A 15,476-nucleotide genomic window follows, 5' to 3' on the forward strand; every position below is an offset into this window, starting at 1 on the left:
TTCCTGAAGTTGTCTGGTGGTGCAGTCGAAAGCCGGAATGCTGAAAAGTGGCAGAAGGTAAACCAAGTTCATTTTGTAAATCGAAGTTTTTTATTGCAGCAGGCAGGTCTGTTCAGCGGATCAATTTTGCCTTCAATTCGCTGATCATCAGATCCAGCTCTTCAAGTGATTTCTTCTGCAACTCTTCTGTAGAAGTGAATGGCAAACCAAGAACTTCCTAAAAAAGCTTGAATCTGGCCAATTCTTTGCCCAAAATTTGTGCCCCGCTCTTCGCCTTTTTTCAGGCCCCGCTCTTCGCCGATTTTGATCCCTTCTTGTTTCGCAAGTCTTTCAAATGACGTTACATATGGCATTTGATTCTCCCTCATCATCTCATTTCGAACTTTGGTAAAGTCTTCTGCAAGCTCTTCTGGTAATTCTAGCAGCCAGTCGAGCAGGCGCATGATACCCCAGACTTCATCGGAAGTTAAATTCCGCTCAATCAGTTGCCGCATGAGGCGGGCTTTATCGTCAAAGCGTAATCTGACATCACCGTGGGAGATCAAAATGCGGATGCTGGCTGCCACGACCAGCCCGACGGGACTGCTGTGCGTCGTCAATTCGTCCAGTCTTTCGGCGTAATCGAGCAGTTTGACCGAATTAAACACGAACTCATTGTGCGTCCCTTTACAGCTCAAAACATCACGATCTACACGCCAATTTGGGCTCTCATCGGCCAGAATGGCAAAACTAGAGACGTTCAGGCCGTATTTTTGGCGAATACGCCAGTAATATTCCGCCATGCGTGCGGGAAATCGCTCATCCTGTTGTGCCTGAACCTCAAAATGGACAAAAATGGTCACCGTTTGGCCGGAGTGCTCTAAATCGTAGACCTCAAAAAGGGCATCAGCACGCACCATGCCCGCTTCGGAATCGGGCAGCAACGTGCGTAATTCGGTATCGAGCGAGCGAAAACCTCTCGCCCAGTCAAACGTGGGGTGCCACTGTGGGAAGAGAATCTGGAAAATATCAGGTAGATAGTTTTCCAGCGTCTCTTTCCAGGGGGAATCAAATTCGCGTGTCATCGGTGGGGCCTTCGAGAACGATTTTCAGCTCATCTTACCTGATTTTAACTTGCGCACGCACGATAAAACTCTAAGTCAGATTCACTCGGGGAGTTCGCTTGGGCTGATCCCCACATCGACAATGCTGCAGGCGGCAACAACATTCAGGCCCAGTTCCAGACCACGTGCGACCACTTCGGGGCCATCCGCCCCTGGGTTCAGCCAGACTTCCCCCACGGTTTTGGTGGCAATCTGCTCCATTACTTTCACCCCCACGCTGGGTGGGAGGTAAACACTGACACGATCCAGTCGCTCGGTGGGCACATTTTCTATCGAAGAAAAGCACGCCTGCCCTTCCACCGTGGTTTCACGTGGGTGCACCGGATAAACATCGTAACCCACTTGCAGGTAAGCTCTTACGCATTTGTTGCCAAATTTTGTCCGATCATTGCTCGCACCAATGACAGCGATGGAAGGCATAGGTCTCTCCAATATGAGAAAAGAATGAAGATTCGCAGGGGAATAGTGTACTGACTGATATCACCAAAGGCGATTCAGCAAAAAGTGGTCGGAATTGGAAGCAGCAACGTGGTTAGTTGCTTTCCCCATCTTCCTGTGCGGTGGCAGTGATCGGCTTGGTAGCCTTTGCGTCATCAGTCAGTTTGACATCGTAGATCGCATTGTAAATTTCCTGCCGGTGCACCGAAACATCTCGTGGGGCAACAATCCCCAGACGCACCTTATCGCCACGGACTTCCACAATGGTCACCACAACATTGTTGTTAATGACGACACTTTCGTTTTTCTTTCGACTGAGCACTAACATAATAACCGTCCCTTGAGAGTCTCAAGTTGCGTTCCTCTTGAAGTAACCAATCCAAGCAAATGTGCACACTTGCGCAGTATATTGCTGTCAACTCCCACACTATTACAACCCAATTCGCAGCGGAGTTCAAAGTCCGTTGCAACAGTCTGGGCAAACTGTCCGGTTTTTGCAGGCTGTTATTCCATAGTAGCCTGTGTGGCAAGTATCCGCCCAAAAACTGTCTACATATTAGACGCACTACAAGGATATTCGTTCAATGCAAGCGGATATTTTTGCGGTCTGACAATTTTATGTTAAAACAGAAATTAGAGCTTGTCAATTACGTAAGTTCCCATTGCGCAAGAATTTAAGTCAACGGGTGCGTAATATCTGAATTCTGTGGGCAAGGCAGAAAATGAAAAATTACTAATAAAAAGAAAAATTTGCTTGCAAAGTGAGGCCAATGGCCCGTTGGACATTAGCGTTTCGAGAACTGGAAGCTGCGGCGAGCGCCTTTGCGGCCATACTTTTTCCGTTCTTTCATGCGGCTGTCGCGAGTCAGGAAGCCTGAATCCCGTAATGTGCGGGAAACAGTGCCTTCGGAAGGAACAACTTCTGCACCTTCTTCAGTTTGTTCCACTGCTTTTGGCTCTGGAACTGGAAGATTCGGCAGATCTTTCCCTTCGAACATATCTTTGAGAGCACGTGCCAGGCCCTGGCAGATTGCTCCGGCCTGACCAGTGGTGCCACCACCCTGAACGTTGACAAATACATCCAGACTGTTCTGTTGCGACAGCAACGCAATCGGTCCAAGGACGGCGTTGCGATCCTTTAATTCTGCGAAGTAATCTTCGACCTTGCGGTCGTTGACCAGTACTTTCCCGGTACCTTCACAAACACGAACGCGGGCCACGGACGATTTCCGACGACCTGTGCCCCAGAAAAATGTTTTAGTTGATTTCATAGGTCAAATTATGGTGGTTTACAGAGAAAGTTTCAGTTCTTTGGGCTGCTGACTTTGGTGGGGATGGCTGTCACCAGCAAAAATTTTCAGTTTCGATAGCTGTGCACGACCCAGTTTACCACGTGGGACCATCCGTTTAACGGCTTGAAACAGAATTTCTTCTGGTTTCCGATCCCGCATTTCGATGGCTGGGATAATCCGCAGACCGTTGGTATAACCGGTAAATGTCTGGTAAGACTTCTGCTCCCACTTGCGGCCGGTGAACTTGATCTTTTCTACGTTGGTAACAACGATGAAGTCTCCGGTGTCCGCATGGGGTGTAAACGTGGGCTTGTGCTTACCACGCAGAATGTTGGCAATCTGGACCGCCAGTCGGCCTACCACCAGGTCTGTGGCGTCAATGTGCCACCAATCGGGGGTGACCGTCTGTCGGCTACCCATAAAGCTTTTATTACGCATGACCGTTCAATTGCTTAGAAGACTACGTATCTATCGAAGAAAATTATGATACGTGTCCGCCAACCGTTGGCAAGTACTGAAAATGAAAAACGATTCGAAAACCCATTTCGCAAAGCGTGTCGATTGATTACCTGCCCATGTGGCATTAAAAAATCTTCATTTCTGGCACTGCAGTGACCCATTGACCACCCCACGTGCGGATGATTTGCCACTGCTGACTGATTTCATCTGCCAGATTCCACGGTAAAATCACCACATAATCGGGCTTGTGGTGCTGCAACTGCTCCGGTGGATAAATTGGAATTCGGCTGCCCGGCATGAATCGGTGCTGTTTCGAAGGTGCCGCGTCGCACACAAACTCCAGCAAATCCGGCCGCACACCCGCAAAATTGAGCAACGTGTTTCCTTTTGCTGCCGCACCGTAGGCAGCAACGGTTTTGCCCTGACGCTTGCAATCAAGTAGAAACTGCAATAACCCGTATTTGACCTGCTCTGCCGCCGTCTGGAATGATTGGTAATATTGCAATGTATTCATTCCTGCGGTCCCTTCGCGGTGCAGAAGTTCTCCCACCCGATTACTCACCATGTGGGGAGTTGAATCAGTGCGTTGAAGGTATACACGCAGGCTCCCACCGTGTGTACTAAGTTCCTGCACATCAAACAGTTGCAAACCTTGCTTTTCAACGATCGATCGCACAGCCAGCAGCGACAAATAAGAAAAATGTTCGTGGTAAGCGGTATCAAACTGACAGTACCGCACCATATTGTAAAGATGAGGAAATTCTAATGTCGCCACCCCAGTGGGCTTCAGCAGAATCCGAATGCTTTCGGCGAAATCATTGATATCTGGCACGTGGGCAAAGACATTATTGCCAGCAAACAGATCGACTTCCCCACGCTGGGCGACCAATTTGCGGGCAAAATCGGCGGTCAGAAACTCTTCAATTGTCTCAAGTCCTTTGCTGATAGCCACTTGCGCAGTAGCGTGCGTCGGTTCAATGCCGTAGCACGGAATGTCACGCTCCTGAAAGAACTGCAGCAGATAGCCATCGTTCGAGGCCGCTTCCACAAACTGGCTCTGGTGGTTCAATTGAAATCGTTCCACCATTTCGTGGGCATATTGACGCGCGTGGGCCAGCCAGCTTGTCGAAGTAGAACTGAAATAGGCGTAATCCGGCGTAAAAAACGTTTCCGGCGTGGCCATATCTTCCGTTTGCACCAGCCAGCAATGGTGGCACACCAGCAACCGTAACGGCAGCCAGACTTCTCCCACATGAAGTTGATCGGCACGCAAATACGCATTGGAAGGTGGGGCGGTTCCTAAATCCAGAAATGAATGCTGCAGTGGTTGCCCACAGTGACGGCACTTCATCGATCTACTCCGTTAAAATCGCTGGTGAGCATGGGAAACTGGCGATCCCGATCTGAAAGCTGGGTAATGGGCAACGGCCAGGAGATTGCCAGGCGAGGATCCTGCACATTCAGGCCACCTTCCGCGTTGGGTACGTATGGTTGGGAATGGCAATAATTCAGCACCACATTTGCGGACAGCGTTTGAAATCCATGGGCAAACCCGGGTGGAATCAACAGCGATCTTGGGCTGTTCCCGTCTAGTTTTACCTGATAAACACTCAGAAAATTCACCGAAGATCTACGAATGTCAACAATCAGATCCAGAATTTCGCCTTGCAGACAGGTAACCAGCTTCCATTCATCAAAGGGTGGGTGCTGAAAGTGCAGTCCACGGACGGTGCCACGTTCCCTGGTAATTGTCTGATTCACCTGGGCCACCGGCCGATCCCAACCCAACGTTGTCAGGTCGTCCAGATCGAACAAACGTTGAAAAGAACCACGGTCGTCTGCAAGTACTTTTCTAGTAAGCACTTGCACGCCAGGTGCCAGCTCGAATTCAATCGAAAATCGATTCATGAATTGGCTTCCGCGCTGGTGAATGTGGCAATCTGTTCCAGGCAAAGTGTGCGTGCGTTTTCCCCCGCGTAATGTCGACAATACCATTCAACGGTGCGTGCCAGTCCATTCGAAAGATCCCACCGGGGGATGTAGCCCAACTGGGTGCGGGCTTTGGCCGTTTCCAGTGCCAGCCAGGGTGCTTCCCGAGGCCCACTTTCGGTAGTGGGCCATTCGACGCAACTTTCGATATTGAATGGAGTTGTGCTGAATTGCTGGAACAAGGATGCCCCTCGTTGAATCACGTGCTTGACAGTTGCCGCCTCATGGGGCAGTGGGCCAAAATTGTACGCACCTGCACGGCTGGGCTGGTGGTAAAGTTGCTCGGCCAGCATCAGATAACCTGCAAGAGGTTCCAGCACATGCTGCCACGGTCGAATTGCTTCGGGACGACGGATCTGCAATGTTTGCTGTGACTGCCAGGCACGGATGGCATCGGGAAGCAGGCGATCGGTCGACCAGTCTCCCCCACCAATTACGTTGCCTGCACGTGCGGTGGCCAGTGCAACGCCTTGTTTGGCGAAAAAAACCTCGCGATAACTGTCGATCACCAGTTCCGCAGCCGCTTTGCTGGCACTATAGGGATCATGTCCACCCAGTGGGTCGTTTTCACGGTATGGGAATGTCGATTGGTCTTCGCGGTAGACTTTATCGGTGGTAATGGCCAATACTACTTTCAGGGAAGTTTTTTCCCGCAAACCGTTCAGAACGTTGGCCGTGCCCATCACGTTGGTATTGAACGTCGTCAGTGGGTCGCGATAACTTTCCCGCACCAACGCCTGTGCAGCCAGATGAAGAACAATTTCGGGCTGGCAATCGTGTGCTACCTGCTGGAAATGCTTGGGGTGCAGAATGTCACCCACGTGGTGATGAAGAACTTGCTGTAAGTTGCAGCAATCAAAGAGGTTAGGCGTGGTATGGGGCGGGAGAGCATAACCGTGCACTTCCGCACCCAGGTGGTGCAGCCAAAGGCTGAGCCACGCACCCTTGAAGCCGGTATGACCGGTGACCAGAACCCTTTTCCCATGCCAGAATGATGCCATCAGTGGGGTTACTTCCATGTTTTCCAGGGTGCCTGACCCGCATTCCAGAGCGATTCCAGATGATTTTTATCGCGCAGGGTGTCCATCGCCTGCCAGAAACCCAAATGTTCGAAAGCCATCAGTTGATTCATCGTTGCCAGTTGGGCCAGTGGTTTCCCTTCCCAACTGCTCTGGTCGTTTTCGATCAGATCGAGGCACTGTGGGGAGAGAACAAAGAAGCCACCATTAATCAGGCCACCATCCCCACGTGGCTTTTCGGTAAATCCCGTAACTTGTTTGTTGGTAAGGGTTAAGGCACCATACCGGCCGGGTGGCTGCACCGCAGTTACGGTGGCCCACTTGCCATGTTGCTGGTGAAAATCGATTGCGGCACGGATGTTAACATCGCTGACGCCATCGCCGTAGGTAAGGCAGAAGGCCGATTCGCCCTGCAGGTAGGGGGCTACGCGTTTGATTCGCCCACCCGTCAGGGTGTTTTCGCCCGTATCTACCAGCGTGACACGCCACGGTTCGGCATGGCGTTCGTGCACTTCCATGGAATTGTTGGTCATATCGAAGGTAACATCGGACATATGCAGGAAATAGTTGGCGAAATATTCCTTAATGACATATCCTTTGTACCCACAGCAGATGACAAAGTCGTGCAGGCCATGAGATGAGTACATCTTCATTATGTGCCAGAGAATGGGCCGCCCTCCGATGGAAACCATCGGTTTTGGCCGCAAATCAGTCTCTTCGGATAATCGGGTGCCAAACCCACCCGCCAGGATGACCACTTTCATGATGCCCCACCCCCACTTACTGTGGGGTTAGGATAGCAACGGAACAATCCTCTGGGACAAATTGCAAGCTGTTGAGGTCTGTAATCGGTACAGAGTGGTAATCAAAGGAATTGCACATGGGTAAAGGAACATTCATGCCATGTAAAAACCAAACGTGAAGGCACGCATTCTAGCCTTCGCGGGAATGACGATTCTGGTGGGCTTCAGTCTATTGGGTGCACTTCGGTTTTGTAGCACCTGTGCGGCGATCTAACTTTCTTCGTACTGCGCGATGCGGTTGTGGGGATGGTACAGTCCACCGACCTGTGCCTCGCGTTCCAGAGAATATTCCATCTGGTACGCATCTTCACAAGTATCTTCGAAGTGCCCACGGATGACACGGCAAGCCATAAATCCTTCCGCACGGAAGAACTGCTGCCCGGCCAGGTTCGATTCACGCACCAGCAAGGTAATCCGCGTACGGCGATGAGTGGACAGTTTTCCTGCCAGCTTCATCACCATCTGCGTTCCGATACCATGGCGCCGGAAATCAGGATGCACCGCAAAGTTCAGAATGTGTAAGCGGCTCTTATGTAATTCATAAATCATAAAGCCGACAACGCGATCGTTGTATTCCGCTACCATTCCGATGCAGTTTCGCTGGCGCAAACTGTGCAAGAAATCTTCCTCAGTCCAGGGACTTGCAAAACTGGCTTGCTCCGTTTGCAATACCTCGAGCATGTCTCGCCGAATCATCCAGCGGATATGCACGCGAAGACGCTCCTGCTGTTCACGTACTGTACTCATTATTCGGATTCCTCCCTGATCCGTGGTTGCCAGGCAACCGTCCACTTCAAACTGTCTCGGAAGTGACACCTGCAGTCAGCGTGCACCGCTGTTCCCATTCCTGGTAACAGACAGATACAATACCAACCCCCCGTGCAAGTCTCAAGACGACTCTTCCTAAAGCCACCTCACGTGCGGCAGAAACCTGCCTCTAACGTGGGATAGTGTTTCCCTGTATTACCCAGATTATCTGTTCTACTGGATCGCTTTGCCAGCGATCCCATGGCTGGTGCACCTGAGTTGTTTCAGGAGCTTAATTTTCATCTCTGATAGAAAATGGTGCTGTCTTCTTTGGTGACAGGCTGGCGAATCTGATCGCACGATAGCTGCACTTTGCATCGCATATCGCCCGGTTTGGTACCTTTGACTTTGATCCGTACTACCGCATCTGCTTTGACGCCAAGGCGGGGAATCGGTTCAAAGGTAATAATGGCACCACTGGAAGTATACTTCACTGGTGCCTGTATATCTCCCACCTGCAGGCCTTCGGAATAACCTGCCACTAGTCGCAGGTTCGTCAGTGGGGATGTTCCCTGATTGATCACCCGCACTTCGTAGGTAATTTCCTTGCCCACTTCGGCTGGGTTATCGACGTTAATAATTTCAAAGTTCACTGCAGGCACACCATCGACCTGAATCAGGCACTCAGCCTTCGATTGCAGGCGGGTCCCAGCCTGAGCGATGCTGCGTACTGCCAGATTGCCCGCAATGCCAGCCCGTGCGGTCACAGTCACTTTCTTGGCAGAACCCGCTGGTTGAGCACCAAGGTTCCAGGTTACGGTGCGGGTACCAGGTTCGTAGTTTCCACCATCACTGGCAGAAACAAACTCTAATCCTTCAGGAAAAGCTGCCGCCGCCTGAACCTTATCGGTGGTGGCATTGCCGCTGTTACTTAATTCCAGAGTGAATGTTGCTTCGCCACGCACCAGGGCTTTGCCTGGGGTGATCATCTTCAGATCAAGCTTGGGCTGCTGAACCATTGTCGTTGACTTCAGCTTGACCGGTGCCACCAGGTCGCCCAGTACTGTCAGTTCGCAGGTCTGAATCCCTGGTTCCAGTGCGGTGGTTTTCAGAACCACGGCCCGGCTTTCACCTGGGGGCAGACTATCCAGCTCTGCTTCCACTGGCGAACCATCTTTCTGCGAAGCGTGCCGCAAACCAGGAGTCATTGCCACGTGTATCTTTACTTTGTTGGCGGGTGCCGAACCTTCATTCTTGATGACGATGTGGAATGAGCCTTCATCGCCAAAGAACACTGATTCTGGCCCGTTCATCGTTGCGGTCAGTTTTGGCCGGGTAATCGTCACTTTATTGCGGGCTTCGGCGGTGAATGTTACCCGTGGGGAGGTTTCATAATCGCGATCTCCCAGCGGTTTGACATTCACTTTAATCTTTTTCTCTTCACCCACATTCAGTTTGCCCAGCGACCAGCGTAACTGGTTGAGGTTCACATCTGCGACAGGATCCCCACCGAGATAGCGATTACCCTGGGAAATCTGCTCTTCCACCCGCACATCGGAAACCGGAATAGGGCCGATATTTTTCACCACAATCAGGTAGCTCAGATCCTTCCCCTGTGGGACAGCATCCGGCCCCAGCGTTTCAATAGCTATGGTGGGCGTGACGCGGTTATCTGCGGCAAAGCCATTATTGGCGAACGCCGCCTTACTGAAGGTGGGTTCTGTTGGCTTCTGTGGTTGTTCCACTGGTTTTGGCGTTGGCAGAACCGGTTTCAGGTTCACTTCGGGTTGTGCCACAGGTTTCGGATCGGGTAGCGTGGGTGGCACCATCTTGGGTACTTCCCGCACTGGTTCCACTTTGGGTAATTGCAGCTTAGGCTCTTCCTGTTTCACAGGAGGTAAAGCTGGTAATGTTGGTTTCGTGGGAGTATCGGTGCCGGTAACCCCAGGTGGCAACGGGCTGACACCAATTGGTTTTTCCGAAGTACGCACAGGTACCGGTGGTAATTCCGGCTTCAGTGCAGGTGTTTTCAATTCGGGAGTTTTCAGTGCAGGTGGGTTGTCCGCAGGAGGCATCAACGTGGGTACTTCGATCTCCAGATCGCCCAACGTGGGAAGTTCGGCTGGCAACTTTGGAATATCAATGTCGCCGTTGGCCGGTTGTGCCGCCAATTGAGAAAAGGTCAGGCCGCCAACAGCAACCATACCCAATACCACGATCAGTAGATATTTTTTGCGCACAACTATTCCCCCTGACATCGGTATGCTGCGTGTTCATTCTGGCATACCCCCCGGCAATCATCGCATCCTGTTCGGAATTGATGGTACCAGAATGAACACACAGCTACGTTTTCTAACTGTCCACACCACTATTCTTGTTCTGGTGGCGGAGCAGGATATTTCACGGCGTTTTTTACCATCTTCTCACGCAAGGCCGTGGTGATATCAATCCCGGAATGCAGACTGAATAACATCAGCAGATAGACCACATCGGCCACTTCATCTGCGACGGCCTCACGTAACCTGGGGTGCTGGCAGATCTCATAAGATTCCTGCTCAGTCGCCCAGCGAAACGGCTCCAGTAATTCACCCACTTCACTTGCCAGCGCCATGCACAGATTTTTCGGGCTGTGGTATGGCTGCCAGTTTCGTTCCGAGGCAAATCGATCAGCGATGATTTTCAACGCACCGATGGTTGTTGATTCATCATCCATGATGGATTTCCGTTCCAAAAATTCTGGTAATCGCCCGCACGAATGTTCCCCACCGTGCTGGACTGTGGCGTTGAATAACGTTCTGAATTGATTTGTCAATTCGAATTACAGATTCCTGCACCAAAAGAATCCACAGAAGTGGGTATGGGCGGCAAGCTGGATAAATCAGCAATGTTGGGCAATGGAGATTCTGGGCTGGATATTGCAATTACTGCTGCAACTGATCGAACAGTTTCTGCACCGCAGTTTCCGCACGTTGCCGCAATTCTCCATCCAGTGGGAGCAGTTGCCATTCTGCCGCCAGCGTTTCCAGAATGCCCACCGCATGTAACAGCAGCCCGGGCGATAATTCCGATACGGTGGTTGGTGTTGTGCCCACCGTAGCTTCCGTTGGAATCTCTGCTAACTGGCTGATCTGTTCAAAAAGTCTCGCATTACTGGAACTGCCCATCACAATCTCGTCCAGCTCACCCTGGAACAGTTCATCAAACAATTCCTGCTTCTGATCAATTGCTTTTTTGACCGATTCTTCAATCGTGTTCTGGGTAATAAAGTGGATCACCCGCACCTGCTGGCGTTGCCCCAGGCGGTGCACGCGTGCAATCCGCTGGGCCAGCACTGCGGGATTCCAGGGTAGTTCCAGATTAATCACCGTATCTGCCTGCTGTAAGTTCAGACCCACACCGCCAGCATCAGTACTGAGAAAAATCCGGCAATCGGGGTGCTGAAACCGTTCCAGTGCTTCCTTCCGCTTACTGCCATTCATGCTGCCGTGCAGCATCGCATAAGAAATCTTTAATTCCTGCAATAGTCCCGCGACCAGTTGCAGCATCGTTTCAAACTCGCTGAACAGCACCACCTTATGGTGGGTAGTGTCCGATTCCAGCAGATCAGGCAGCAGTGCCCGCAGTTCTTCAAGTTTTGGAGACGAAGTAATTGTCGAATCCATCACGTGGGCACTGTCGCAGATCATCCGCATATGTTTCAGGCAGGTCAGAATCCGCTTCCGATCAATCTGTGTGGGGGAAATTCGTGCCAGCAATTGTGCCAGGCGGGATTTTTGCTGATCGTAATGCACCTGCTGGTTCTCATCCAACAAGACAGTGCGAGTGGTATCGATCCGCTCTGGCAACTCCCCCAGTACTTCCTGGCGGGTACGACGCAGAAAGATCGGCGCTAGTTTTTCGCGAATCTGATCCAGCTTCCGATAGCCAAGGAAATTACCTGATTCATCGTACTGGCGATGATCTTCCAGAAACTGAAAGGCCGGGCCGAAGCGGCGTTCATCCACAAATTGCACAATGCTGTACAATTCTTCCAGCCGATTTTCCAATGGCGTGCCACTGAGCACCATTGCAAACCGGCTTTTCAATTTTTTCACGATCTGGGTGGTTTTCGCCTCCCAGTTTTTGATCCGCTGTGCCTCATCCAGCACAATCACATCGGGCTCCCACTGGGATATCTCTTCGAAATCCCGCAGGATTTGTTCGTAATTCACCAGCTTGTAAAAACTAGGTGCGTGGTAGAGATTCTGACGCACTTCTTTCAAGCCATCCACCACAATGTGGGAACGATTGGTGAACTGCTGAATCTGCCCAGGCCACTGATACTTGACACTTGCTGGCGACACCACCAGCACTTTAGAAATACCTCGGTAACGTGCCAGGAGTTCGATTGCTGCCAGTGTCTGAACGGTTTTTCCCAGGCCCATATCGTCGCCTAGAATTGACCGCCCACGACAGGCAAGAAAAATCGCACCGTGGGCCTGATAGTCATACAAAGGCACATTCAACACCTGTCTCACGGTGGCCTGATCGCCTATCTCCGCCAGTTCCTGCAGCCACACGCTTTCCTGTTGCCGTAAATTCGCCAGTTCAATTTCGCGATCCAGAAAATCCATCGCATCGCTGGCCACGGTAATCTGTTCCGGCACCTTCTCCATTGCATCGACGAACTCATCCCAGCGGTGCACACCGTTCCAATAGCCTTCTTCATTGAAATACTTCTGCAACAGGTGCGTTAACTGATCGGACGTGCGACCCGGCAAGCGCATCTTCAGCCGTAAACGTTCTCCTGTATAATCGAGAATCAATTCCGGACGGGTGACCGCTGCCTTCCGGCTTTTTACCTGTTCGGGTGCGTCTGCTGCCACCGCATTCAATACAGCTTCGATATGCTTGCAGGTGCCCAGGGTATTGGAACGATAATCGGGGCAGGTGCAGTGATTATCTCCCACGTCGAAACCACGAATCTGAACGGTATAAGTCCCACCACTTTCCGGGTTGGTGATGCGGTAGTCGGAAAACAACCGCTTGTTGGTCAGATTTTCAATCTGAAACTTGCCGGCCTGCGCCCGCAACCGCCGGAGATCAATCTGTTCTTCACGTATCATTGCTGATGCTCTTTCGTTAGTTTTTTACATAGAGCATTTGCAGAATCTGGTATTCATCAATTGATGCTGCATGCCACCTCGTTGCACCGTCGCTTAATATATATCCTTTTGGACTGTGCCAACGAACGACTATTTGGGCAAAAATGGCAAAATGGTGGAAAAAAGCGGACTTTGGCGGATAGTTGATATGTAAAGAATTGCCCCAGGTGGGGAGGAGGCGGACTTTACGCAATCACTCTTCTACCATGCGAAAGACAGCCAGAGAACGCCCTGCCAGATCAAACACCGTGCCACTGGCAAAGGATTGTTCCTTTTCAAATTGTTCCGAAGTATCCAGCATCAGCTGCCAGGCAATTTTTCTGGCCCGCATCGGCAGTTTGAATGGCAGTGCTTCATGATGGGCATTAAAAAGCATTAGTAATGTATCGCCATGGATTGTTTCGCCTTTTTCATCCACCTCGGGGATCGTGTCGCCGGCGTAGAGAACCCCCAGACAGCGCACAAACCCAGCATTCCACGCATCATCGGACATCTCATCACCGGACGGCTCGTACCAGGTGACGTCTTTGATACTCGCACCACGTATCTTGCGGCCTTGAAAGAACTTACGGCGTTGTAGAACGGGCTGGCTGTTCCAGAACGCAATGGTATCGCGAACGAAATCGTAGAACCGCAGTTGCTCGTCAGTCCATTCCCAGCTCAGCCAGGTCAGTTCATTATCCTGACAGTAGGTATTGTTGTTCCCACGCTGGGTGTGGCCGTATTCATCGCCTGCCAGCACCATTGGCACGCCTTGCGACAGCAGCAGGGTGGCCATCAGGTTCCGCTGTTGCTGGGCACGCAGGGCCAGAATTTCCGGATCATCGGTCTCGCCTTCCGCCCCACAGTTCCAGCTTTCGTTATCGTTGGCACCATCCTGGTTATTTTCGCCGTTCGCTTCGTTGTGCTTGTCGTTATAGCTGACAAGATCCCGCAGGGTAAAGCCGTCGTGGCAGGTGATAAAGTTGATACTGGCATACGGGCTGCGACCACTTTGCTCGTACAGGTCGCTGCTGCCACAGACTCGGGTGGCAAACTCGGCAGTGGTGCCACCATCGCCTTTCCAGAATTTGCGGATACAGTCGCGGTATTTGCCATTCCATTCCGTCCAGCCGACGGGAAAATTGCCCACCTGGTAGCCACCTTCGCCCAAATCCCACGGTTCCGCAATGAGCTTGACCTGCGACAGTACCGGATCCTGGTGGATAATGTCGAAAAAGGCCCCCAGCCGATCTACTTCGTGCAGCTCCCGTGCCAGGGTACTGGCCAGATCGAATCGGAAACCATCAACGTGCATTTCCAGCACCCAGTACCGCAGGCTGTCCATGATCAGTTGCAGCACGCGGGGGTGCTGCATGTTCAGGGTGTTGCCACAGCCGGTGTAGTCCATGTAGTAGCGTTTATTGTCGCCCACCAGGCGGTAATAGGCTGAATTATCGATCCCACGGAACGACAGGGTGGGGCCCAGGTGGTTCCCTTCGGCGGTGTGGTTGTACACTACGTCCAGAATTACTTCAATATTGGCGGCGTGCAGCCCACGCACCATCATTTTGAATTCGTTGACCGACTCCAGCGGATTCCAGGAGTGGGTGGAATATTCAATTTCCGGTGCAAAGAACGATAAAGTATTGTAGCCCCAGTAGTTACTGAGCCCTTTTTCCACCAGATGGCGATCGTCGATGTGCTGGTGTACCGGCAGCACTTCGACCGTGGTAATGCCCAGTTCCTTCAGGTGGCGAATGGCAGGCTCAGAACACATCGCCAGATAGGTGCCGCGGATATTTTCCGGAATTTCCGGATGGAGTTTACTGAACCCTTTCACGTGGGTTTCGTAAATGATCGTTTTGTGCCACGGGATTTTGGGCTTCCGGTCGCTGCCCCACGTGAAGGCTTCATCAATTACCGCACCCAGTGGGGCGTAGGCTGCGTTATCGCGGGTATCGAAAGATAAATCTTCCTGTGGATCACCGATGGTGTAGCTGAACATTTCGTCGCACCACCGCACCGATCGGCCGATCGCCTTGGCATAGGGATCCAGCACAATTTTATGGTGGTTAAACCGCATTCCCTGCTGGGGATCGTGCGGACCGTGAATCCGGTAGCCATAAAGCTGGCCTGGGCGGATATCGGGAAAATAACCGTGCCACACCTGATCGGTCTGTTCTGGAAGGGTGAAGCGATGCGATTCTTTGCGGGCAGTAGCACCTTCAAACAGACACAACTCCACTTTGGTTGCGTGTTCCGAAAAAAGTGCGAAGTTGACACCAATTCCATCCCACGTCGCCCCCAATGGGTATGGACTACCAGGCCAGATGCGGTTCAACGATATCCCCTCTGTTCAAAACTGCATTGCTTGAAACAGATTGCAACAACCTGTCCGCTCTCAACCAAGAATTTGTGAAGAGGATGGCAGACTGCCACGATACGATCTGGTTCAAGAGATATGATTAGTATAAGAAAAGAGCAGTTTTTTCCAAGTTTG

14 protein-coding genes are annotated in these 15,476 nt (G+C 51.5%); all 14 read right to left on the bottom strand.

Going from position 1 to position 15,476, the window contains the following annotated elements:
* Nucleotides 1–161: 161 nt before the first annotated feature.
* A complete protein-coding gene (locus R3B84_24300; protein ID MEZ6143698.1) occupies nt 162–1,064 on the bottom strand; it encodes a hypothetical protein in 903 nt (300 codons plus the stop codon).
* Nucleotides 1,065–1,145: 81 nt separating this feature from the next.
* The gene (locus tag R3B84_24305; protein MEZ6143699.1) at nt 1,146–1,523 is read right to left on the bottom strand and encodes a CoA-binding protein; all 378 of its coding nucleotides are present in this window, start codon (nt 1,521–1,523) and stop codon (nt 1,146–1,148) included.
* A gap of 112 nt (nt 1,524–1,635) precedes the next feature.
* On the bottom strand, nt 1,636–1,869 hold the full coding sequence (gene csrA, locus R3B84_24310) for a carbon storage regulator CsrA (protein ID MEZ6143700.1): 234 nt from the start codon (nt 1,867–1,869) through the stop codon (nt 1,636–1,638).
* Nucleotides 1,870–2,326: 457 nt separating this feature from the next.
* Nucleotides 2,327–2,812: a 30S ribosomal protein S9 gene (rpsI, locus tag R3B84_24315; GenBank protein MEZ6143701.1), complete on the bottom strand. Its 486-nt coding sequence runs from the start codon at nt 2,810–2,812 to the stop codon at nt 2,327–2,329.
* Between the two features lie 18 nt (nt 2,813–2,830).
* Complete coding sequence (gene rplM / locus R3B84_24320) at nt 2,831–3,271, bottom strand: 50S ribosomal protein L13 (GenBank protein ID MEZ6143702.1); 441 nt, start codon at nt 3,269–3,271, stop codon at nt 2,831–2,833.
* Between the two features lie 145 nt (nt 3,272–3,416).
* The gene (locus tag R3B84_24325) at nt 3,417–4,643 is read right to left on the bottom strand and encodes a class I SAM-dependent methyltransferase (GenBank protein ID MEZ6143703.1); all 1,227 of its coding nucleotides are present in this window, start codon (nt 4,641–4,643) and stop codon (nt 3,417–3,419) included.
* Entirely contained in the window at nt 4,640–5,200 is a 561-nt protein-coding gene (gene rfbC, locus R3B84_24330; GenBank protein MEZ6143704.1) for a dTDP-4-dehydrorhamnose 3,5-epimerase, read from the bottom strand. The genes R3B84_24325 and rfbC overlap by 4 nt, the downstream gene beginning before the upstream one ends.
* On the bottom strand, nt 5,197–6,300 hold the full coding sequence (gene rfbG / locus R3B84_24335; protein ID MEZ6143705.1) for a CDP-glucose 4,6-dehydratase: 1,104 nt from the start codon (nt 6,298–6,300) through the stop codon (nt 5,197–5,199). Before rfbG ends, rfbC begins: the two co-directional genes overlap by 4 nt.
* Complete coding sequence (gene rfbF / locus R3B84_24340) at nt 6,291–7,064, bottom strand: glucose-1-phosphate cytidylyltransferase (protein ID MEZ6143706.1); 774 nt, start codon at nt 7,062–7,064, stop codon at nt 6,291–6,293. The genes rfbG and rfbF overlap by 10 nt, the downstream gene beginning before the upstream one ends.
* Nucleotides 7,065–7,313: 249 nt before the next feature.
* On the bottom strand, nt 7,314–7,895 hold the full coding sequence (gene rimI / locus R3B84_24345) for a ribosomal protein S18-alanine N-acetyltransferase (protein ID MEZ6143707.1): 582 nt from the start codon (nt 7,893–7,895) through the stop codon (nt 7,314–7,316).
* Nucleotides 7,896–8,149: 254 nt separating this feature from the next.
* Nucleotides 8,150–10,090: a hypothetical protein gene (locus tag R3B84_24350; protein MEZ6143708.1), complete on the bottom strand. Its 1,941-nt coding sequence runs from the start codon at nt 10,088–10,090 to the stop codon at nt 8,150–8,152.
* Nucleotides 10,091–10,218: 128 nt separating this feature from the next.
* Entirely contained in the window at nt 10,219–10,563 is a 345-nt protein-coding gene (locus R3B84_24355; protein ID MEZ6143709.1) for a nucleotide pyrophosphohydrolase, read from the bottom strand.
* 208 nt (nt 10,564–10,771) lie between these two features.
* Nucleotides 10,772–12,955, bottom strand: coding sequence for an SNF2-related protein (locus R3B84_24360; protein ID MEZ6143710.1), 2,184 nt, complete (start codon nt 12,953–12,955; stop codon nt 10,772–10,774).
* Nucleotides 12,956–13,187: 232 nt separating this feature from the next.
* Entirely contained in the window at nt 13,188–15,317 is a 2,130-nt protein-coding gene (glgX, locus tag R3B84_24365; GenBank protein ID MEZ6143711.1) for a glycogen debranching protein GlgX, read from the bottom strand.
* Nucleotides 15,318–15,476: the final 159 nt, after the last annotated feature.

It is taken from the genome of Zavarzinella sp., assembly GCA_041399155.1.
Lineage (GTDB): Bacteria > Planctomycetota > Planctomycetia > Gemmatales > Gemmataceae > JAWKTI01.